Source organism: Pseudoxanthomonas sp. UTMC 1351 (assembly GCF_040948865.1).
GTDB lineage: Bacteria > Pseudomonadota > Gammaproteobacteria > Xanthomonadales > Xanthomonadaceae > Pseudoxanthomonas_A.
Genome location: NZ_JAVGJT010000001.1, coordinates 207,056 through 227,211, shown reverse-complemented (window position 1 = coordinate 227,211; position 20,156 = coordinate 207,056). Strand labels below are relative to the sequence as shown.

The window sequence follows — 20,156 nt, the reverse complement described above, 5'->3', positions numbered from 1 at the left end:
GCAACGACCACCCCCCGGCCCGCCGCTCCTACAAAGGAAAAAAGAAGGTGGCCGCTCAGTTCCGGACAATCCCCAGCACGTCATCCAGCAGCGCCGCGGCGGTGACCTCCGCACCCGCGCCAGGTCCCTGGATTACGAGTGGTTGATCGGAATAACGGTCGCTGAAAATGGCGACGCGATTGTCGGTGCCACCGCCGCCACAGAGCGGATGGTCTGTTGGCAACGCCTGCAAACCAACGCTGGCACCTCGTTCGTCGAAACGACCCAGGAAGCGAAGCTTGGCACCGTCGCGTGTTGCCTCCTGGAACCGCTGCTCTAGCGGCGCGTCCAGCAACTCCAAGGCGTCGTCCAACGCAGCCAACGGCAATGCAGCCAGAGCGGTCGGTACGAGCGACTCCACTCGCACTTCTTCGCTCTGCAAAGGCAGCCCGGCGGCACGCGCCAGGATCAGCAATTTGCGGCGCACGTCCTCGCCAGAAAGATCAATGCGTGGATCGGGCTCGGTATATCCCGCCTGTTGCGCCTGACGAACGAAACCGGAGAACGGACGAGTTCCATCGTAATGGTGGAATAGCCATGCCAGCGAACCGGACAACACGCCTTCGACACGGTGGATGCGGTCGCCGCCTGCGACCAGTGCGCGCAGGCTGCTCAACAAAGGCAGGCCCGCGCCGACGGTGGCGCTGTCGCCATAGCGTGTCGACGCTTCGTCGCGAGCTCGTTGGATCGCGTGCGCCCGACCCAGTCCACCGCCAATGCCCAGCTTGTTGGCTGTCACGACATGAACGCCACGTCCCAACCATTCTGCGTGCCAATCAGCCACTGCGTCGCTGGCGGTCGCGTCGATCACGATGTCGCCGTTGCGTAACGCTTCGGTTTCCGCCCACGGCGGCAACGAATCGGTCCGTTGCGGCGCGGCGATCGCCGAGGCCAGCGCCTCGTCCAAGGAAGTTCCCTGCGGCGGCGAGCAGGCGTGGACGGCACGCGAGTTCGCCAGCCAGGCGAAATCAGGCAGCGGCGACTCACTCTCCTGCAAACGCTGATAGCGTGCGACGAACGCGCTGCCAACCACGCCGGTACCCAGCAGCGCCAATCGCGGCGCCGAACGTTTCACCGACGCCAAGCGGACGACGCTGCTCATGCGTCAGCAAGTTTTCGTTTGGATTCGGCTACGGCGCGTTCGGCGCGTGCCAGGCCCGCCGCCAGATCGGCCAGCAGATCGTCCGCCGACTCGATGCCAACGGACAGGCGCAGCAGGCCATTGGTGATACCGGCCTTGGCACGTGCCTCGGCGGACATGGCGGCGTGCGTCATGGAAGCCGGATGAGCCACCAGGCTTTCCACGCCGCCCAGCGATTCGGCCAGAGTGAAGTAACGCAAGCCGTCGACGAAAGCGCGCACGGCCTGCTCCTGTTCTGCCGCATCGGCGCCGTACAGTTCGAAGCTGATCATCGCGCCATATCCGCGCTGCTGCCGTGCAGCCACGGCGTGGCCTGGATGCGACGCCAGACCAGGAAAATAGACCTTCGCCACCGCGGAATGCTCGTCCAGCAACGCAACGATGGCATCGGCGTTTTCCTGATGCACGCGCAAGCGCGCATCCAGCGTGCGCAGCCCACGCAGCGTCAGGAAGCTGTCGAACGGCGAGCCGGTCAGGCCCAGCGCATTGGCCCACCACACCAGCTGCTGATGGGTTTCGGCACTGCGCGCGATGACCGCGCCACCGACGACATCGCTGTGGCCGTTGATATATTTGGTGGTGGAATGGATCACCAGATCCGCGCCGAATTCGATCGGCTTCTGCAAGGCCGGCGACAAAAATGTGTTGTCCACCACCGTGGTCGCGCCCGCTTTGTGCGCGGCATCGATGACGAAGCGCAAATCGGTGATGCGCAGCAGCGGATTGGAGGGCGTTTCTATCAGCACCAGCTTGGGCGATTGCGCCAATGCATCGGCCAGCGAGCGCGGATCGGTCAGATCGGCGGTGATGAGTTCGAAATGGCCCTTGGTCGCGAGCGCGTTGAACAGGCGCCAACTGCCGCCGTAAGCATCGTGCGGCACGACCAATCGGTCGCCGGGCTGCAACAATGCGTTCAGCACCAACGTGATCGCCGACATGCCAGTGGAAGTAACGACCGCACCGGCGCCACCTTCCAATTCGGCCAGCGCCTCGGCCAGCAGGTCGCGGGTGGGATTGCCGCTGCGGGTGTAGTCGTACTGGCGCTTGTTGCCGAAGCCGTCGAAGCTGAAGTTGGAAGACAGCACGATGGGCGGCGTGACCGCACCATACGCCGTATCGCGATCGATGCCGGCGCGGACTGCCGCAGTAGCGGCGCTACAAGGAGGATTGCCCGACTCGGCGTCAAAATTGCTCATGCTTTTTCTCCAGTGCCGCGCAGGGCGGATTGCAGGATCGCATCGATGCGATCGGTTTCTTTCAGGAAGGCGTCATGCCCGTAAGGCGAGCGCAGCACGCGTAGTTGGCCGTAAGTGCCCAGGCCTTCGACCAGGGTGACTGAATCCGACAGCGGCACCAGCCGGTCGCCTTCCACCGCGACGACAATGGTGGGCACGCGGATATCGGCCGGATCAACGCGGTGTAGATCGATGGATTCGGACAGGCGCACATAGGCGTTGATCGGCGTGCGCGCCACGTACTGCGCACCCGCGGCGTCCAGATAGTCTTCGGCGGCGCAGCGCACACGGCCGTTGACGATCTCCGGTGCGGCATCGAAGCGCTCTTCGAATTCTTCCGGCGTGCGGTAACTCAACATGGCGAACTGGCGCGCCAGCGACAAGCCTTGCGCATCGGCGCATTGCAGCTGGCCCAGCACCACCGCCTTGCGCTGCAGTGCGCGACAGGCGGCGGCATAAGGGTGCGCACGATGAGCGCCGCTCACCGCCACCAGCCGCTGCAGCCGGGAAGGGTGCCGCAGCGCGAACTGCAGGCCGACCAGCGCACCGTAGGAATAGCCGACGAAAGCGTGCAAAGAAGGAATATCCAGCGCCGTCAGCAGTTGCGCGATGGCGTCGGCCTGATCCGACGAGTCGATGGGCGCATCCAGCTTGCCATCGGCACCGATGAAATCGAATGCCAGCAGGCGTCGCCGATCGGGGTCCAGCGCGCGGTCGGTACCGATGAGCGAATTCAACCAGCCCGCCTCAGGAAAAACAGCGCTGGGGGCTAAGTGACGATGGGCGGAAATGCCGCCGGCCACGAACACCACGGGTGCATCTGCCGGCCCTTGCAGTTCGTAGCGCAGCGTAATGGAGCGGTTTCCGGCATGACGCATCGTCAGTTCGATAACGATCTCGCCGCGCACAGCGCGTGCGCTTTCCTGCGCATGGGGCAGGTAAACGGATTCATCGCCCACGACATGGGCGGGCGCGGCGACAGCTTGGAGGGTGGCGTTTACGAAGCTCATGGCGGTATCCGATGGAAAACTGGACTACGACCATCGAGCTTCGCGGAGCTCGCGTTCGCCGTGCGGTGGCACGGTACGAACCATCTTTCGGCAGACGCGTGGTCTCCGCAGGATTTGGCACCTACACGGCGCTTGCGCGTCGCTGGCTGCCCCGGCTTCTTCGGGCCTGTCCCTCTGCCGGTCTCGATGGTGGCGCCAGCTTGCCACCCCCTTTTCAGAGTGTCAATCGCTTTATTCGGATGAAGAGATAGTTTCTTTTCTTACTATCGCCGGCGGTGCCCTGATACCGCATAATTTGTTAATGAATCGGAAAATCCTTCTGGCCGGCGCATGCTGGGCGCTGTTGACGGCCTGCGCCGCCGCCCCTGCCCTGCGCACCTCCACGCCACCGGCCCCCGAGCCCACCACGGCGGCGGATGCGCGGGTCGCCGAAGTTTGGATTTCAGAACCTGTCCCGGGCGACGAGCTCGACTCGGTGGCGGCATGGCCGACCGAGGATGGCCAGGTCTGGCTGATCGCCACGGCCAAATCCACCCACCGCCTGGTCGTCTACGACGCCGACAGCGGACAACGACTGCGCACCGTCGGCGAACCCGGCACAGGCCCTGGCCAATTCAATCGACCCAATGGCATCGCGGTATTCGGCGATGTCCTGTTCGTAGCCGAACGCGACAACCACCGCGTCCAGGCTTTCCGGTTGCCGGACTTCGCCACATTGGGCGATTTCGGCGCCGACGTGTTGCGGGTGCCGTACGGGCTGTGGGCGCAGGAGACTGGCCCTGGGCAGTTGGAGCTGTTCGTTACCGACAGCTTCATGGCCGACTTCCGAACCGGCCAACTGCCGCCGATGGCGGACCTCAAGCATCGCGTGAAGCGCTTTCGGATCGATTTCGACGACGACGGCGACTTCCGTGCCGAGTATCGCGGTGACTTCGGCGACATCGGCGAAGCCGGCGCCTTGCGCATGGTGGAATCGATCGCCGGCGACGCCAGCCATGACCGCCTGCTGATTGCGGAGGAAGACCGCCGGATCGGCTCGACCTTGCGCGATTACACGCTGGCCGGCCTTTACCGTGGCAATAGCCTGCCGACCTTCGATGCCGACGCGGAAGGCATTGCGTTGTGGGATTGCGATGGCGAGGACGGCTATTGGATCGCGGTGGATCAGCTCACGCCAACCCTGTTCCGCGTCTTCGATCGCGTCACGCTGGCGCCGCAGGGCATTTTTTCCGGACACGTGGTGTCGAACACCGATGGCGAAACGATCTACGCCTCTCCGACGCGACGCTTCCCCGCAGGCGCGCTGTTCGCGCTGCATAACGATGAATCACTGGCGGCCTTCGATCTGCGCGATGTCGCCAGCGCGCTGCGATTGAAGGAAAATTGCGTGCGGTGAATACGCTGAGGCGATGGTGTCTGTTGTTGTCGGGATTGGCGGTGCTGACGGCCGCTATCGTTCCGGCCGACGCTGCGCGCCTGTATCGCTGGAAGGACAAAGAAGGCTATACCCATTACGGCGATCAGCCGCCGCAACCGGATCAGTTGCCCAGCAGCGACGTGTCGGTCCAGCGCTTCCGCAATTCGCCAAGCGCGCTGATCCGCTTGCGCCTGGAAAAGCAGGGCCTGCGCTATCAGGCCTGGGCCGACAATCTGATGCACGGCCCGGTGGAAGTGCTGATGAAGTTCAAGCGCAACAGCAACGTGCGCAGCACACCCGTTCTGCCCGCCCGCGCCGTGGTGCCGGCACGCAGCAGTGTGCTGGTGGCCACCATAGCCATGACCGATCCCATCCGCGGTGGAGATTTCGAGCTGTTGCTGGATGGGCTGCCAGGCGATCCGGCCAGCCAGCCGCAGGATTACGACTACCGCCTGCCATTCGATTACGGCCGTGTCCGCGTGGACCAAGGACCCGGTGGCAGCTTCAGCCACAACGATACACAGAACCTGTACGCCATCGACTTCGCGGTGCCGGAAGGCACGCCCATCCTGGCCGTCCGCGAAGGCGTGGTGATGCAGGTGGAATCCGATTTCGAGAAAGCCGGACTGAACCGTGAAAAATACGGCGGCCGCGCCAACTTCATCCGCATCCTGCATGGCGACGGCTCCATGGCCGTCTACGCGCATCTAAAACCCGAAGGCGCGCAGGTGCGAGTGGGCCAGTACGTCCGCAAGGGTCAACGCATCGGGCTGTCGGGCAATACCGGCTTCAGCACCGCACCACACTTGCATTTTGTAGTGCAGGTCAACCGCGGCATGCAGCTGGAATCAATTCCGTTCCGGATGTTCGGCCCACTGGGACAGCTGAAATTCCCCAGCAGCACGCCGGACCGGGAATCGGCACCCGTCATGGGTGCGGGTGCCGGCCCGGCACCGCCGCCGAACCGCTAGCGGCAAGCTCATCACACCCAATGTCAGGGCTTCCGGCGCGCTGACGCTATAATTGGCCTTTCCCCTTCCTCCCAGCGCCCTCGCGGGTGCCGTCGCCATGTCCGAAGTCTCCACCGAAGCCGCGCGCCGCCGCACCTTCGCCATCATTTCCCACCCCGATGCCGGCAAGACCACGCTGACCGAGAAGCTGTTGCTGTTTGGCGGCGCCATTCAGATGGCGGGGTCGGTCAAGGGCCGGAAAGCGGCACGCCATGCGACATCCGACTGGATGGCGCTGGAAAAGGAACGCGGCATCTCCGTCACCTCGTCGGTGATGCAGTTCCCGTACGAAGGCAAGGTCGTCAACCTGCTGGACACCCCCGGACACGCCGACTTCGGCGAGGACACCTATCGCGTACTGACGGCCGTGGACTCGGCATTGATGGTGATCGACGTCGCCAAGGGCGTGGAAGAGCGCACCATCAAGCTGATGGAAGTGTGCCGCCTGCGCGACACGCCCATCATGACGTTCATCAACAAGTTGGATCGCGAAGGCCGCGAGCCCATCGAGCTGCTGGACGAAGTGGAAAGCGTGCTAGGCATCCAATGCGCACCGGTCACCTGGCCCATCGGCATGGGATCGCGCTTGAAGGGCGTGGTGCACCTGGTCAGCGGTGAAGTGCATCTGTACGAACCCGGCCGCAATTTCACCCGCCAGGATTCGACCATTTTTGCGTCGCTGGACGACCCAGGCTTGGAAGCAAAAATCGGCGCCGACATGCTGGCCAACCTGCGCGACGAGCTGGAATTGGTGCAAGGCGCCTCGCACCCGTTCGATCTGCAAGCCTATCGCGAAGGCAAACAAACGCCTGTGTTCTTCGGCTCCGCGGTGAACAACTTCGGTGTGCAGCCGCTGTTGGATTTCTTTGTCGAACACGCGCCCTCGCCATTACCGCGCGCGACCACCACGCGTACCGTGCAGCCTGCGGAACGCAAGCTGACCGGCTTCGTGTTCAAGATCCAGGCCAACATGGACCCGCAGCACCGCGACCGCGTGGCGTTCATGCGTGTGTGTTCGGGCCGTTTCGAAGCCGGCATGAAGACCTTTCATGTGCGTACCGGCAAGGAAATGAAGCTAGCCAATGCGCTGACCTTCATGGCCAGCGACCGCGAGATCGCGGCCGAGGCGTGGCCGGGCGACGTCATCGGCATTCACAACCACGGCACGATCTCCATCGGCGATACCTTCACTGAAGGGGAAGCGATCAGCTTCACCGGCATCCCCAACTTTGCGCCGGAACTGTTCCGCCGCGCGCGGTTGCGCGATCCGCTGAAGCTGAAACAGCTGCAGAAGGGCTTGGCGCAGCTGAGTGAAGAAGGCGCCACTCAGTTCTTCCGCCCCCTGATGAGCAATGACCTGATCCTCGGCGCGGTGGGCACACTGCAGTTCGATGTCGTGGCTTACCGATTGAAGGACGAATACGGTGTGGATGCCAGCTTCGAGCCTGTCGGTGTAGTGACGGCGCGTTGGGTGCATTGCGATAACAGCAAGAAGTTCGAAGAATTCCGCGACAAGAATGCGCCGAACCTGGCGCTGGATGCGGCTGGCGAACTGGTTTACCTGGCTCCCACCCGCGTCAACCTGCAACTGGCGCAGGAACGCGCACCGGATGTCCGATTCCACGCTACTCGCGAGCATGCGCATGCGGTCGCGGTTGATTGATGAAGAAGTAGAGCAGATTGATCCTTTGTGGGAGCGACGGCTTTCAACAGCCGAATGGCTGGTCAAGCCGCGACCGGAAACATCAACGTCGCGACTTGACCAGCCATTCGGCTGTTGAAAGCCGTCGCTCCCACAAGGTACTGTGCCCGACACCGCGGGCTTGACAGGTTGACAGCCGGCATAGCCTCTCTGCTCCACAAGCCAGACGCCTCCATGCCAGAACCGTCACCAGCGTATAGATGCACCAAATGACGCAGTGCGGTAATTTCCCGGCATGAGCAACGAATCCACTCCCCCTCACGATATGCACGCACGCCAGCGTGCGGACCATCTCACCGACATGCGCGATGAAATCGCCAGTGCTTTGACTCATGGAGTAGGCGCCGCCGCCGCGCTGGCGGGAGGGGCGGTGCTGATCACGCTGACCGCGCTGCACGGCGATGGTTGGCAGTTGGGCGCGGCGATCGTGTTCGGCGCGACGTTGCTACTGCTTTATGTCGCCTCGACGCTTTATCACGCCATCCAGCATCCGGTCGCCAAGGCGCGTCTCAAAGTCTTCGATCATTGCGCCATCTATCTTCTGATCGCCGGCACTTACACGCCCTTTACGCTGATCGGCTTGCGTGGCCCGTGGGGCTGGGGATTGTTCACCGCCATCTGGACGCTAGCGGTGGCGGGCGTGATCTTCAAGCTGTTCTACACCGGCCGGTTCAAGCTGCTGTCCACACTGATCTACATTGCGATGGGCTGGCTGGTGGTCGTGGCCATCAAGCCGCTATGGGCATCGCTGGACGGCTGGACGCTGGCGTGGCTGCTGGCGGGCGGTATTTTCTACACGCTGGGTACGTACTTCTATCATCGTGAATCCATCCGCTATTCCCATGCCATCTGGCATTTGTTCGTGATCGCCGGCAGCGTCTGCCATTTTGTCGCGGTTACCGAACAAGTTCTGCTACCCAGATTGGCCACCGCTTAGAACCGGGTTCTGGTCCTGCTGCGCTCGCGACGGATCGAGAACCGGTTCGTATATCTACCCTCCCCCGGGACTGAACGGGCCTTGTCCGTCGGGTGAGCCGCAGACATTGCTTTCGCGGCATCTGAACACGCCATTCCTATATTGGCGGCATGACGCGCGATCGATCCCGCACGATGCCGCTTATGGCATGGCGCCCATCACGCAAAGCGCTGATCACGGCGGCCGCGGTGGCGGTTGTGGTGATCGTGTTTATCGTGCTGTTCGACTGGAACTGGTTCAAAGCACCCATCGAGCGGCGCGTCAGTGCCGAAACCGGACGAGAATTCCGCATTGGCGGCGATCTCGATGTGGACCTGGGCCGAATAACGACCATTCGCGCCGGAGCGCTGCGATTCGGCAATGCACCGTGGTCGCGGGAGCCCACGATGGCTTCCGCGGATCATGCGGAGATGGACGTCGAGGTATGGCCGCTGATATTCCGGCGCGAGACTCGCATCCCTGAAATACGTCTGACCAATCCGCACGTGCGCCTGGAAACCGGGCCCGATGGAAAAGGCAACTGGGTATTCGGAAAGCAGGACGGTGAAAGCCAGATGGTTTTCCGGCGGTTGTGGATCGACAACGGACGGCTGGAGTTCCTGGACGTCGCACGCAAAACCGATATCGACATCCAGCTCGACAGTGCGCCGCCCAATAGCGCGGGCGGGGCGCCGCCAGTCGATATCAAAGGCCGGGGGCATTGGACCGGCAGCTCCTTCACCCTCAAGGGCCGAGCGGAGTCGCCGTTGGAACTGCGCAACGCCGATCAGCCTTATCGCATCGACCTTCGGGCCGCAGCGGGACCCACTCAGGCGCATGCGCGCGGCACGCTGCTGGATCCGCTACGCCTGCGCGATTTCGATGTGAAGCTGATGCTGACCGGCCGGAACCTGGAGCACTTGTATCCGCTCATCGGCCTCGCCATGCCACCGACGCCACCCTATCGCTTGGACGGGCGTTTCACTCGTGATGGCGATACGTGGCATTACGACGATTTCACCGGTGAGGTAGGCGATAGCGATCTGAGTGGCTCGGCCAGCATCACCGTGGGACGCGACCGGCCGCTATTGAAAGCCAATCTGGTTTCCAAGCGATTGGATTTCGACGACTTGGCCGGTTTCGTAGGCGCAACACCAAAGGACGATGACGGAGGACCTGCTCGTCGTGAACCGCCGCAAGCTGCACGCGAAAGCGCCGACGCCCGCGTGCTTCCACAGACGCCGTACGACTTGAGTAAATTGCGCGCCATGGATGCGGACGTACGCTGGAAAGCTACACGCATCAACGCACCTAACCTGCCCATCGATGACATGGATGCGTACCTGAAGCTGGATGCCGGCGTGTTACGCCTGCAACCGCTGAACTTCGGCGTGGCCGACGGGGATCTCCGTTCGAACATCCTGATGGATGCACGCGGGCAGGTTATAAAAACGCGCGCGCAGGTTTCAGCTCGCAGGATCAACTTGGCCAAGCTCTTTCCCGATGCGGAACTCACGCGGAATGCCATAGGCCGTATCGGCGGAGATATCGCCATCGTGGGAAACGGCAATTCTGTCGCGCAGATCCTGGGGAGCGCCGACGGCGACATCGCGCTGGGCATGGGCCAGGGCCAGATCAGCAACTTGCTGATGGAGCTGGCTGGCCTCGACATCGCCGAGGCGCTGAAGTTCATGCTGACGAAGGACCGCACGATTCCCGTCCGCTGCGCCTTCGGCGACTTCGCAGTGAAGGATGGCGTGATGGATGCACGGGCGTTGGCGTTCGATTCCACCGACACGATCATCATCGGCAAAGGCCGGATCAATCTGAAAAACGAGACGCTGGATCTGGAACTGCGGCCACGCCCCAAGGACCGCAGTTTGTTGGCGCTGCGCTCGCCCTTGGTGGTGGGCGGTACATTCAAGGATCCCTCTTTCCGTCCAGACTTCAAACGCCTGGGCCTACGCGGCGCCACGGCGCTTGCGCTTGGCAGCATCGCGCCACCCGCTGCCTTGCTGGCAACGTTGGAGCTCGGACCGGGCGAAGACTCGCGGTGTGGCGGCGAGTATGCGAAGTGAGGTGTGGCCGGAGCCAGAGGCCGGGGGTCAGAGGCCAGGGGTCAGAGCGGCAAGACTTTTGTGTTCGCCGACCGCCATTCGGCTGATCCGCGTGCACTCAATCGATAACAGGCTTCAGCTCTGGCCCTGGCCTCCGGCCCCTGATCCCTCTTCAGTCAACTCGCGATATACCGCTGCAGCTGATCCAGCTCCAATTGCTGGTCTTCTATCACCGCCTTCACCAGATCGCCGATGGAGACCACACCTATGACATTGCCGCTTTCAACTACGGGGAGATGGCGGATGCGGTGGTCGGTGACGATCTGCATGCAGCGGTCGACGGTGTCGTCCAAACGGACGGTCACGACATCGGCGGTCATGATGTCGCGTACGGGTGTGTTGGAAGACGAACGCCCCTGCAAGACCACTTTTCGCGCGTAATCGCGTTCGGAAATGATGCCGACCAGCCGGCCATCCTGCATCACCAGCACCGCGCCGACGCCTTTCAGCGCCATCAGCTTGATCGCATCCAGCACCGAATCGTCCGGAGATACGGCGAAAACCTCAGGGGCCTTGGCCCCCAACAACTGACGTACCGTGCGCATGAGACTCTCCCTTTACGCTGGACTGTCCAAAGGATACTCCTGCCGCGCCCGGTTGCCACACGTCCACCAGGTACAACGGGCGTTGCTTTGATTCGTCGTATAGCCGGCCCAGGTATTCACCGATCATTCCCAGCGCGACCAGCTGCATGCCGCCCAGGAACAGGATCACTGCCATCATGGTCGGCCAGCCCGCCACCGCATCACCCCATAACAACGCCTTCACCACGATCCACAACCCGAAGACGAAAGCGAACAACGCTGTCGTCACGCCCAGGTAAGTGGCTACCCGTAGCGGCGCCGTCGAAAAACTGGTGATGCCCTCCAGGGCGAAGTTCCACAACCTCCAAAGCCCAAAGTGGCTGTCGCCCGCTACTCGCGGCTCGCGCCGGTAGGGAATGGCGATCTGTCGGTAGCCCACCCAGCCGAACAGGCCTTTCATGAAGCGATGGCGTTCCCGCAACTGCCGCAATCCTTCCAGAGCACGCGGAGACAACAGGCGGAAGTCGCCGGTATCAGCCGGAATGGGGGTTTTAGAGAGACGGCCGATAACGCGATAAAACAAGTGCGCCGTGGACCGCTTCAACCAACCTTCACCCTCGCGCTGGATACGGGTGCCGTGCACGTTGTCGTAGCCTTCGCGCCACCGCCCCACGAATTCGGGAATCAGCTCCGGCGGGTCCTGGCCATCGGCGTCCAGGACGACGGCCGCTCCAGATTCCACCTGGTCCAATCCGGCGGTCAACGCCGCTTCCTTGCCGAAGTTGCGCGACAAGCGCAGCAACGACACTTTGGCGTCCTGCCGTGCCAACCGCTGCAGTACCTCCCAGGTTCCATCGGTACTGCCATCGTCTACGTACAGCACGTGACCATCGACCCCCTCCAGTTGCCGCAGCGCCGAAACGATGCGCGGATGCAGCAGCGGAAGCGCTTCAGCTTCGTTGTGCGCGGCGATGACGACAGTCAGGCGATCCATTGATGTCAATTATCCATGGTCTGTAGATATCCAGCGCCGCCGATCTGGCGCACTTGACGCTGGATCCAACGAGCGCGGCGCTGCACATAAGGGCCCGCGTTCTTCGCATCGTACCGGCGTGGCGAGGGGAGCACCGCCGCCAGGCGCGCGCTCTCGTCGGCGGTCAAACGGGACGCATCCTTGCCCCAGTAGCGACGCGATGCCGCCTGCGCGCCATAGACACCGTCGCCGAGCTCAGCGACGTTGGCGTAGACCTCCAATATCCGCTTCTTGGGCCATATCACTTCGATCAGCAAGGTGTACCAGGCCTCGATGCCCTTGCGCAGCCAGCTTCGGCCCTGCCATAGGAACAGGTTCTTGGCGACTTGCTGGCTGATGGTACTGGCGCCACGCATCTTGCGTCCTTTGGCATTGTTGGCCCGCGCCTTCTGGATGGCCTTCAGATCGAAGCCGGAATGCTCAGCGAAATTCTGGTCCTCTGCAGCTACCATCGACACCGGCAGGCTAGGCGCGATCCGCTCGATGTCCCGCCAGTCGTAGGAAATCCGGAATCGCCAATCACCCTCGCTCCAGGCTTCCAATTGCCGCGCGGCCATGAACGCGGACAGCGGCGGATCAATGAAACGCAGCACCGCCACTTGCAGGATGCTGGCCGCCGCGAACAAAAACGGAAAGGCGAGCATCCAACGCAGCCAGCGGCGGAGACCGGCGCGAGGAGGGGAAGACGAACTCATACTTCCTCGCCTGGGTTGAGGATGGTCTTCATCGCCCCCATCGTGATGCTTTCCTGCCGATTCGTAGTCGCCTCATTATGCCGATGCGGCACGGCCACCTGTATAAATTCCCAAGGCACCCCCGATGACAGCCACCAGCACCGACGACGTATTGACCCGCTTCCTGCTGCCGAAAGCCGGCGTGCGCGGCGTCATCGTGCACCTGGACGACGCCTGGCAAACAGTGCGCGGCCGCGCCGACTATCCGAAAGCAGCAGCCGAACTATTGGGCGAGGCGTGCGCCGCGGCCGTGCTGTTCACGGGGCACACCAAAGTGGACGGGCGGTTATCCATCCAGCTTCGGAGCCAAAGCGACTTGCGCACTTTGTTTGCCGAGTGCACGGCTGCCGGCACCATTCGCGGCCTTGCACAGCTGACGGAAGGTGGCGATGCACCGCGAGACTTGCTGCAACTGGGCGATGGCACGCTGCTGGCTATCACCATCGAAAATCCGGGCCTGAACCCGCGCGAGCCTCAGCGTTATCAAAGCCTGGTGACGCTGCAGTCCAGCCGACTGGCAGAGGCGTTCGAAGACTACTTCCGACAGTCCGAGCAGCTACCTACCCGCCTGCTGCTGGCGACCAATGGCACAAGGGCGGCTGGGCTGATGCTGCAAAAACTGCCGGGTGACGAGGGCGACGCCGACGGCTGGGTGCGCGCGGGCGCCTTGTTCGACACGCTCGGCGAGGCCGAGCTGCTGGAGGTGCCGGTAAATCAGCTGCTGCACCGTTTGTTCCACGAGGAATCTCCTCAAATACTGACCGAGCGCCCAATTCGCTTCGCTTGTTCTTGCTCTCGGGAACGGGTGGCGAGCATGCTCCAGTCGCTGGGAGAAGAGGAAGCGACCGCCGCGCTGTCCGAAGGCGTCGCCGAAGTGCGTTGCGAGTTCTGTGGGCAGCGCTATCTGTTTTCACCGGCCGAAGTCGGGGAACTCTTTACATTACCGTCTGTCGGAATAGATGCCCCGACGAGGCTCCAATGAGGCTATTGGATGAGGTTTCACGGCTTCGGGGACTTGTTAAAGAAACATAAATCACATAGGATTGGTTCCCCCTTTGGTGGGAACTCCGTCCGTTATCGGGAGTCTCAAGCGAGCCATGAAACTGCGTTGTCTGCGACTGTCGTTTGCCGTGTTGCTCGCCCTTGGCGTGGCAGCAGGCGCGCACGCGCAGTCCGGACCGGTGAAGGCTCCCGCTACCAAACGAAACACTACGACCGCCCTGCCCGTCTGGAACAACAGCAACGGAAAAGTAGAGGCGGTACTGCTGCTGGAGCCTACAGGCGAGGCCTCCGCCGGCGCCCGCTGGCGCTTGGGCGGCAACACGCTTAGCGCGGCATTCGGGCTGGATGCGGACGATTCGCTAGGACTGGTCTGCAATCGTCAAAGCGGCATTGTAGGAAGCATCGGCAGTTTGGCCAGTCACTGCATGCTCGCGACCCTGGGCGAAGACCACGATGTCGGAAGCCAGCGCGTTTCCATCGGCGCAACGTTGAGCCGCCCCGGCGGCAAGCTGGGACTGTCGGCCGGCACGGGGCGCGACACCCTTCCCGCCTGGCTATCCGCCGGCAAGGCTGCAGGTGGCCAGGTGGAACAGAACGACCTGGCTGTTTTCGGCCAGAAAGACATTGGTAGCGAAGGCTTCTTTGTATCGATCGGCGGCAACGTCGCGCGCGCCCGTCTGGTCCCCGCTTCCGATTTGCCCGCGCTCGCCGACCGCTGGAACAGCAAGAGCATCAGCCTGGGCGGCGGCTACGGCCCCTTCAGCGCGAATATCGTCGGCCGCGTGGTCGACGTCCCGGGCCAGCCGGGCAAGGTGGAAGGCGTTGGCCTAGGCCTGACCTGGCGCACGCCGTGGAGCGGCCAATTGACCGTCGGTGCCGAAAACGTCGTCACTCGCGGCAAGAATCCATTCTCATTAACCAATGAGAATGCCGACGAAGGCACCGTGCCTTACGTCCGGTACGAGCAAGATCTCTAAGATTCCATAGCGGCAGTCCGTCAGGATGCCCGTTAGCCGAAGTGGGTCACCCCTAGATTTTGCCGTCTGCCGTCTCATGGCACATGGACTATGGCGTCACGCAACGTTTCTTAATTCTTTACACATCTTTAATTCTTTCTCAAACCCGATTAGTATCCGGTTACCCCTTAACTGTGCAGATTTCGACTTTTGGCTGTGCTAAGGGCAACTTTGGGATTACCCCTTCGGGAGAGAGAGAGAAATGAACTGTAAAACCAGCAAACTGCGCGATGCGATTGCCCTCGCGCTTGTCATTACCATGGGCGGCACCGGCGTTGCCTTCGCTCAGGAACAGCAAGACGAAACCACCACCCTCGACCGCATCAACGTCACCGGCTCGCGTATCAAGCGGTCTGAGATCGAAGGACCTAACCCGGTCACGGTAATCAGCCGCGCTGAAATCGAGTCTGCGGGTGAAATCTCGATTTCCGACTTCCTGCGCAACAACGTTTACAACTCGTTTGGCTCCACCCGCGAGTCCTCAGGCTCAGCGACTGGCTCTCAAGCAACCATCAACCTACGTGGTCTAGGTTCCGAATACACATTGGTTCTGTTGGATGGCCGTCGCATGACGACCTCGGCAGCCCTGGATGGCGGCGCAGCCAACATCAACCTGATCCCCACTGCGGCAGTTGAGCGCATCGAAATCCTGCGCGAAGGCGCCGGCGCCATCTATGGCTCGGACGCTATCGGCGGCGTGGTCAACGTAATCCTACGCAAGGATTATGAAGGGCTGACCTTGAGTGCAGGCTATGAAAGCCCAACGGGTCCTGGCCCGGACGGCAATACCGCTAGCATCACCGGCGGTTTCAGCTCTGAGCGCGGCAACGTCACCTTCGTCCTGGATCACCAGGAACGCGAAATGATGTACAACCGCGACATCAAGAATCTGGTAACGGGTGCCGGCATCCCGTGGGCATACAGTGCGTTCAATTCTTCGGCTGGCTTCTTCAGCACAACCACCGGCCTGGTCAGCGTCGCGAACTGCGATCAGTACGAGAACAGCGTGCGTACTGGTCCGAATAACTGTGGCTTCGACCATGGCGCTACTTCGGCCAACGAATCTTCGCTTTCGCGCGACTCATTGCTGATCAACGGCAATTACCAGATCACGGATAACACCTCGTTCTACTTCCGCGGCATCGCCTCAGATACGAGCAGCCTCGGAGTATATGCTTCGGCTCCGGTTGATACGTTCCCGACCATTGCTGCCGACAACCCATACAATCCCTTCGGCATCGACGGCACGCTGTACTATCGCTTTACGCCACTGGGCACCCGTGATTCGATCCGCAAGGACAGTTATCGCGACTACAGCTTTGGCTTGCAAGGTTCCAACGATTGGTTCGGTGGTTCTGATTGGCAGATCGGGGCCGGCCATGGCCGCGTCACCCAGAGCAGCGTGAACTACAATTATGGTATCGGCAGCATCCTGCAAGACGTGATCGATGCGGGTGAGTACAATCCGTTCGATCCCACCCACCCGAGTGTGACCGCAGCTGCTCCACTGGTTGCGCACACCGTGTACGTCGAGTCTGCACAGCGCACCGTCAGCGTTGACGGCAATATCTCTTTTGATCTGTTTGACATCGGCGACCGTCCGGTAGGTTTCGTCACAGGTTTTGAGTACCGCGACGACCGTCTTTCGCAGGTTTACGACGCTCAGAGCGCAGCAGGTAACGTATTCGGATCCGCCGGTGCCGGTGCGGGTGGTGAGCGCGCTTACTACGCAGCCTATTTCGAGACACTGATTCCCTTGCTGGATAATTTGAACGTTACTCTGGCCGGCCGCTACGACAGCTACAATGACGTCGGCAGCAAGTTCTCGCCACGCGTATCGCTTGAGTTCCGTCCGATCGAGGAGCTGTTGGTACGCGGCTCGTGGGGCAAGGGCTTCCGTGCTCCGACCTTGGTCGACATGTATGGCTCTTCTTCAACAACCAACTTGAACAGTCCACCGTTGGCCAGCGCTGGCTTGCCGGGCGGCGATCAGCTGGCTTGCACCGCACTTCAGGCGGTACGCACCGCTACTGGCAACGCTGCCTACCAGCCGTATCCAGTCGATCCTTGTGCTACCAACGGCCAGTACCAGTGGCTAGTTTCTTCCAACCCGTTCTTGGAACCGGAAGAATCTAAGAATTGGGGCGTCGGTGTAGTGTGGAGTCCAAGCGAATCGCTGTCGTTTGCGGTCGATTACTATGATGTCAAACTGGAAAACGTGATCTCAACCGTACCGCGCGCGCTGGCGTTCGCCTACGGCGACGCGGGTGTAGCTGGTTACGGCGTGGAGCGTAGCGCATCGATCGTCGCCCCCAACGGCACGTTGCTGCCGGGTGTGCCGCAAGAGATTCTGCTGCCCGTCGACAATGGTGCTCTGCAGACGGCTCGAGGCGTCGACGTGGAAGCCAACTACCGTTTCGAAACTGCCAGCGCTGGTACGTTTGCGACCAAACTGGCTTGGTCGCACCAGTTGGAGTATGACTTCACACCGATCGCTTCAGGTATTGTGGAGCAAGCCGGCACGGCGGGCTTCCCGAAAGACCGCGGTCAGCTGACTCTGGGTTGGAGCAAGGCTGATGTCAGCGCCACCTTGATCACCAACTACATCGATGGCAGCACTGATGGCACCCCATCCACCACGCTTCCGTCGTGGACCACGTTCGATGCGCAAGTCAGCGTGACCCTGCCCTGGAATGGCAAGGTCACAGTCGGTGTCCGCAACTTGGGTAACAAGATGCCCCCGTTCAACAACAGCCTTTATGGCTTCCCGTTCTACGACAACACCATCTACAACATCTACGGGCGCGTGCCCTACCTCCGCTACGAGCAGAATTTCTGATCCGAACCATCAGATCTACGTAGCACTAAACGGCCCGCCTTGCGCGGGCCGTTTTTATTGCCGCACAATCAAAGACCATAAAGAAGCCAGATGTCTATGGACTAGCAACCGCTAGTTAACCGCCAACGAGCTCTGCTCGAATCGAACGCCAATCCCTGACTGCAGCGCTGTAGATGCACGCCACTGCTCCCTTCGTGCTACACACTCGATGAAGAGGTAAAGGATGTTTCCTTCAGGCTCCGCATGGTGGCCACATCCAGATGTTCAACTGGAACGGCTATTCTCGACCGGTGATGCTGCCGCTCTGCTGCAGGGGATCCAACATCCTCGCGTAGCTGCCGACCCATATGCGCGGCTTCGCATCCTCGACAGGCTCCACAACGACTTACCTGATAGTGAGGAGATCGCGACAGCTTGGAGGCAAGCGATGTTGCTAGCCAACCGCCCAGCCCCAGTTTGGACTGAGACACATGCATGGGCTATCGGCGAAACGGTTGAACTTGCACCGCAGTTGTTGGCGGCGCAGGTTGCCCAAGTAGTTGGTGAGTATGATGAAGCCCGCCAACGCTACTTGGATCTGTTACAACGCTTTCCAAGCTCCGTTGACGCGTGGCAGAAGTACATCGAGTTCGAGGACGGCGAGCGGCTGCCGTTTAGCCATCCCGAGCAGTTACAACGATTACACGACTCAGCCGCCACCAGTTACGAACGCGAGAAGACTGCATTCGCTCTTGCTCACTACTGGAAAACGCGGCAACCAGGCCGGGCTTTTGAGCTAGCTAGTAGTGCACATCAATTGAAGAGGCGTCGCATCGGAGGTTGGAGTTCGGCTGAAAAGCAGCAGCAGTTGCAAGCAGACCTGAGATGGCTTCCGCAACAAGAATCACCCTTATCATCGCCGCCGCGGCTGGTCTTCATCGTTGGCCTGCCTCGGAGTGGAACTACTCTGCTCAGTAGCATCCTCGCAGCTAATCCACAGATCGCGAATGCAGGAGAACAAAACCTGGTGGCCAGTCTTGCGGCCGGTCCCTGCCGATCCCCCGGCGCAGTCGATCCCAAGCTCAGCAGATTCGTCCAAGCCTGGTATCGTGCCGCGGTCGGAGATATCTCCAGAGAGGCTGCCGCAGTAGTAGATAAGCTACCTGGAAATGCCGAACAGTGCGGCCTGATCCTGGCCATGTTTCCCGATGCACTGGTCATACATATAGAACGCGGCTTGGCCGATTGTGCCATATCGATTCACTTGCACGATTTCGAGTACGGCTGCCGCTATGCAGACGACCCCATCGACCTCGCCGCATACGCAACTATGCTATCCGCACATCTCCGGCACTGGCGTTCAAAAGCTCCCAATCGAGTTCTGCATCTCCAATTCGAAGACCTGTTGCAAGATCCCCAACGAGCGCTTGAGCCTGTAATGATTGCTCTCGGTCTGGCATGGGATCCAGGCATGCTCAGTTTCTGGAAACAAAAGGAAATAATAGGCACCTATAGCGAGAAGCAAATCCGTCGCCCCCTCAATCAGGACGGTGTGGCGACTTGGCATCGCTACCTTCCCCAGGCAGAGGGCTTTTATCGAGCCCTCGGCCACTGATCTGAGGGTTAATCTGGCCACTCGTTTAGGCAATGCGTCCATGGCATATTACCCACCATTGACATCTAGAACACGTTCGACATGACCGCTCCCAGAGACATTCATGCCACGGTGCATCCGCTTTACGCCACACCGATGCTGCAGAGTCAGCTACCGGATGCAGCAGAAATAAACCGGCAATTGACACTGCTATTCCTTTCCTTGGAATCCGAGGGGAAACGGCATCGGGATATCATAGAAAGAGACACACAATACGGAATATTCGAAAGCAACTTCTACTTGCATAAGCGCAAGGAACCGCCCGTACGGATGCTGTTCGATTTCATCGATAACGCACTACTGGCGTTCATACAAGGCATCAGCGCGTACTCCGATGAGCAGATGAGCAATATAGAGTTCGAGATGCATTCCTGGTTTCATGTTACGCGCCAAGGGGGCTTCCAAAGCGCCCACAACCATCCAAATGCCAGCTGGTCAGCGATCTACTGCGTAGATTCTGGCGATTCCAGTGCCGCTCATAGCGGCGCGGTCCGCTTCCACGATCCGCGGACTGGCAGCGATATGTATCGAGACCCAGCGAATGAGAACTTGCAGATTCCCTATCGGTTAGGGTCTTGGCAGCTTAATCATAAACCTGGGCAGTTGCTGGCATTTCCATCATATCTGCTCCATGAGGTATTTCCCTATATAGGAGAGCGCCCGCGGATCGTCGTCGCGCTCAACGCCTGGTGCCGATGGAAGAACCCTCCACTCTGACTGAAATCATAGATGCCGCACCGTGGAATATA

16 protein-coding genes and 1 riboswitch are annotated in these 20,156 nt (G+C 61.0%); of the genes, 10 read left to right on the top strand and 6 right to left on the bottom strand.

Annotation, left to right across the window (positions count from 1 at the left end):
* Window positions 1-55: 55 nt before the first annotated feature.
* The 3 genes from AB6O04_RS00960 to AB6O04_RS00950 are packed head-to-tail and all read right to left on the bottom strand — an operon-like array spanning window position 56 to window position 3,425.
* Window positions 56-1,141 (bottom strand): homoserine dehydrogenase, encoded by a 1,086-nt coding sequence (locus tag AB6O04_RS00960; RefSeq protein ID WP_368561737.1) that lies wholly within the window; start codon window positions 1,139-1,141, stop codon window positions 56-58.
* Complete coding sequence (locus AB6O04_RS00955) at window positions 1,138-2,376, bottom strand: O-succinylhomoserine (thiol)-lyase (RefSeq protein WP_368561736.1); 1,239 nt, start codon at window positions 2,374-2,376, stop codon at window positions 1,138-1,140. The genes AB6O04_RS00960 and AB6O04_RS00955 overlap by 4 nt, the downstream gene beginning before the upstream one ends.
* Window positions 2,373-3,425, bottom strand: a complete 1,053-nt coding sequence (locus tag AB6O04_RS00950; RefSeq protein ID WP_368561735.1) for a homoserine O-succinyltransferase — start codon at window positions 3,423-3,425, stop codon at window positions 2,373-2,375. Before AB6O04_RS00950 ends, AB6O04_RS00955 begins: the two co-directional genes overlap by 4 nt.
* Before the next feature lie 77 nt (window positions 3,426-3,502).
* Window positions 3,503-3,618, bottom strand: a riboswitch (SAM riboswitch).
* Between the two features lie 108 nt (window positions 3,619-3,726).
* Here AB6O04_RS00950 and AB6O04_RS00945 point away from each other — a divergent pair.
* The 5 genes from AB6O04_RS00945 to AB6O04_RS00925 all read left to right on the top strand — a co-directional run bounded on the left by AB6O04_RS00945 (window position 3,727) and on the right by AB6O04_RS00925 (window position 10,587).
* Window positions 3,727-4,821, top strand: coding sequence for a phytase (locus tag AB6O04_RS00945; protein ID WP_368561734.1), 1,095 nt, complete (start codon window positions 3,727-3,729; stop codon window positions 4,819-4,821).
* Window positions 4,818-5,813: a peptidoglycan DD-metalloendopeptidase family protein gene (locus AB6O04_RS00940; RefSeq protein ID WP_368561733.1), complete on the top strand. Its 996-nt coding sequence runs from the start codon at window positions 4,818-4,820 to the stop codon at window positions 5,811-5,813. Before AB6O04_RS00945 ends, AB6O04_RS00940 begins: the two co-directional genes overlap by 4 nt.
* Before the next feature lie 97 nt (window positions 5,814-5,910).
* Window positions 5,911-7,515, top strand: coding sequence for a peptide chain release factor 3 (locus AB6O04_RS00935; RefSeq protein ID WP_368561732.1), 1,605 nt, complete (start codon window positions 5,911-5,913; stop codon window positions 7,513-7,515).
* 304 nt (window positions 7,516-7,819) lie between these two features.
* A complete protein-coding gene (locus AB6O04_RS00930) occupies window positions 7,820-8,491 on the top strand; it encodes a hemolysin III family protein (RefSeq protein ID WP_368561745.1) in 672 nt (223 codons plus the stop codon).
* Window positions 8,492-8,673: 182 nt separating this feature from the next.
* Complete coding sequence (locus AB6O04_RS00925) at window positions 8,674-10,587, top strand: AsmA family protein (RefSeq protein WP_368561731.1); 1,914 nt, start codon at window positions 8,674-8,676, stop codon at window positions 10,585-10,587.
* 155 nt (window positions 10,588-10,742) lie between these two features.
* Here AB6O04_RS00925 and AB6O04_RS00920 read toward each other — a convergent pair whose 3' ends face one another.
* Genes AB6O04_RS00920 through mtgA form a run of 3 tightly spaced genes read right to left on the bottom strand, consistent with a single transcriptional unit; the run spans window position 10,743 to window position 12,878 of the window.
* A complete protein-coding gene (locus AB6O04_RS00920; protein ID WP_368561730.1) occupies window positions 10,743-11,171 on the bottom strand; it encodes a CBS domain-containing protein in 429 nt (142 codons plus the stop codon).
* A complete protein-coding gene (locus tag AB6O04_RS00915; RefSeq protein ID WP_368561729.1) occupies window positions 11,131-12,144 on the bottom strand; it encodes a glycosyltransferase family 2 protein in 1,014 nt (337 codons plus the stop codon). Before AB6O04_RS00915 ends, AB6O04_RS00920 begins: the two co-directional genes overlap by 41 nt.
* Window positions 12,145-12,149: 5 nt before the next feature.
* A complete protein-coding gene (gene mtgA, locus AB6O04_RS00910; RefSeq protein ID WP_368561728.1) occupies window positions 12,150-12,878 on the bottom strand; it encodes a monofunctional biosynthetic peptidoglycan transglycosylase in 729 nt (242 codons plus the stop codon).
* Between the two features lie 124 nt (window positions 12,879-13,002).
* Here mtgA and AB6O04_RS00905 point away from each other — a divergent pair, with 124 nt between their 5' ends.
* The 5 genes from AB6O04_RS00905 to AB6O04_RS00885 all read left to right on the top strand — a co-directional run bounded on the left by AB6O04_RS00905 (window position 13,003) and on the right by AB6O04_RS00885 (window position 20,124).
* Complete coding sequence (locus tag AB6O04_RS00905; RefSeq protein WP_368561727.1) at window positions 13,003-13,899, top strand: Hsp33 family molecular chaperone HslO; 897 nt, start codon at window positions 13,003-13,005, stop codon at window positions 13,897-13,899.
* 151 nt (window positions 13,900-14,050) lie between these two features.
* The gene (locus tag AB6O04_RS00900; protein WP_368561744.1) at window positions 14,051-14,896 is read left to right on the top strand and encodes a hypothetical protein; all 846 of its coding nucleotides are present in this window, start codon (window positions 14,051-14,053) and stop codon (window positions 14,894-14,896) included.
* A gap of 241 nt (window positions 14,897-15,137) precedes the next feature.
* Window positions 15,138-17,774 (top strand): TonB-dependent receptor plug domain-containing protein, encoded by a 2,637-nt coding sequence (locus tag AB6O04_RS00895; protein WP_368561726.1) that lies wholly within the window; start codon window positions 15,138-15,140, stop codon window positions 17,772-17,774.
* Between the two features lie 427 nt (window positions 17,775-18,201).
* On the top strand, window positions 18,202-19,368 hold the full coding sequence (locus AB6O04_RS00890) for a sulfotransferase (RefSeq protein WP_368561725.1): 1,167 nt from the start codon (window positions 18,202-18,204) through the stop codon (window positions 19,366-19,368).
* A gap of 81 nt (window positions 19,369-19,449) precedes the next feature.
* The gene (locus AB6O04_RS00885) at window positions 19,450-20,124 is read left to right on the top strand and encodes a TIGR02466 family protein (protein ID WP_368561724.1); all 675 of its coding nucleotides are present in this window, start codon (window positions 19,450-19,452) and stop codon (window positions 20,122-20,124) included.
* The last annotated feature ends 32 nt before the right edge of the window (window positions 20,125-20,156 follow it).

What these genes read in the sequence shown, in the direction of transcription:
- AB6O04_RS00960 (WP_368561737.1), bottom strand. Translation starts at nt 1,141, where the DNA reads ATGAGCAGCGTCGTCCGCTTGGCGTCGGTGAAACGTTCGGCGCCGCGA.
- AB6O04_RS00955 (WP_368561736.1), bottom strand. Translation starts at nt 2,376, where the DNA reads ATGAGCAATTTTGACGCCGAGTCGGGCAATCCTCCTTGTAGCGCCGCT.
- AB6O04_RS00950 (WP_368561735.1), bottom strand. Translation starts at nt 3,425, where the DNA reads ATGAGCTTCGTAAACGCCACCCTCCAAGCTGTCGCCGCGCCCGCCCAT.
- AB6O04_RS00945 (WP_368561734.1), top strand. Translation starts at nt 3,727, where the DNA reads ATGAATCGGAAAATCCTTCTGGCCGGCGCATGCTGGGCGCTGTTGACG.
- AB6O04_RS00935 (WP_368561732.1), top strand. Translation starts at nt 5,911, where the DNA reads ATGTCCGAAGTCTCCACCGAAGCCGCGCGCCGCCGCACCTTCGCCATC.
- AB6O04_RS00930 (WP_368561745.1), top strand. Translation starts at nt 7,820, where the DNA reads ATGCACGCACGCCAGCGTGCGGACCATCTCACCGACATGCGCGATGAA.
- AB6O04_RS00925 (WP_368561731.1), top strand. Translation starts at nt 8,674, where the DNA reads ATGGCATGGCGCCCATCACGCAAAGCGCTGATCACGGCGGCCGCGGTG.
- AB6O04_RS00920 (WP_368561730.1), bottom strand. Translation starts at nt 11,171, where the DNA reads ATGCGCACGGTACGTCAGTTGTTGGGGGCCAAGGCCCCTGAGGTTTTC.
- AB6O04_RS00915 (WP_368561729.1), bottom strand. Translation starts at nt 12,144, where the DNA reads ATGGATCGCCTGACTGTCGTCATCGCCGCGCACAACGAAGCTGAAGCG.
- mtgA (WP_368561728.1), bottom strand. Translation starts at nt 12,878, where the DNA reads ATGAGTTCGTCTTCCCCTCCTCGCGCCGGTCTCCGCCGCTGGCTGCGT.
- AB6O04_RS00905 (WP_368561727.1), top strand. Translation starts at nt 13,003, where the DNA reads ATGACAGCCACCAGCACCGACGACGTATTGACCCGCTTCCTGCTGCCG.
- AB6O04_RS00895 (WP_368561726.1), top strand. Translation starts at nt 15,138, where the DNA reads ATGAACTGTAAAACCAGCAAACTGCGCGATGCGATTGCCCTCGCGCTT.
- AB6O04_RS00890 (WP_368561725.1), top strand. Translation starts at nt 18,202, where the DNA reads ATGTTGCTAGCCAACCGCCCAGCCCCAGTTTGGACTGAGACACATGCA.
- AB6O04_RS00885 (WP_368561724.1), top strand. Translation starts at nt 19,450, where the DNA reads ATGACCGCTCCCAGAGACATTCATGCCACGGTGCATCCGCTTTACGCC.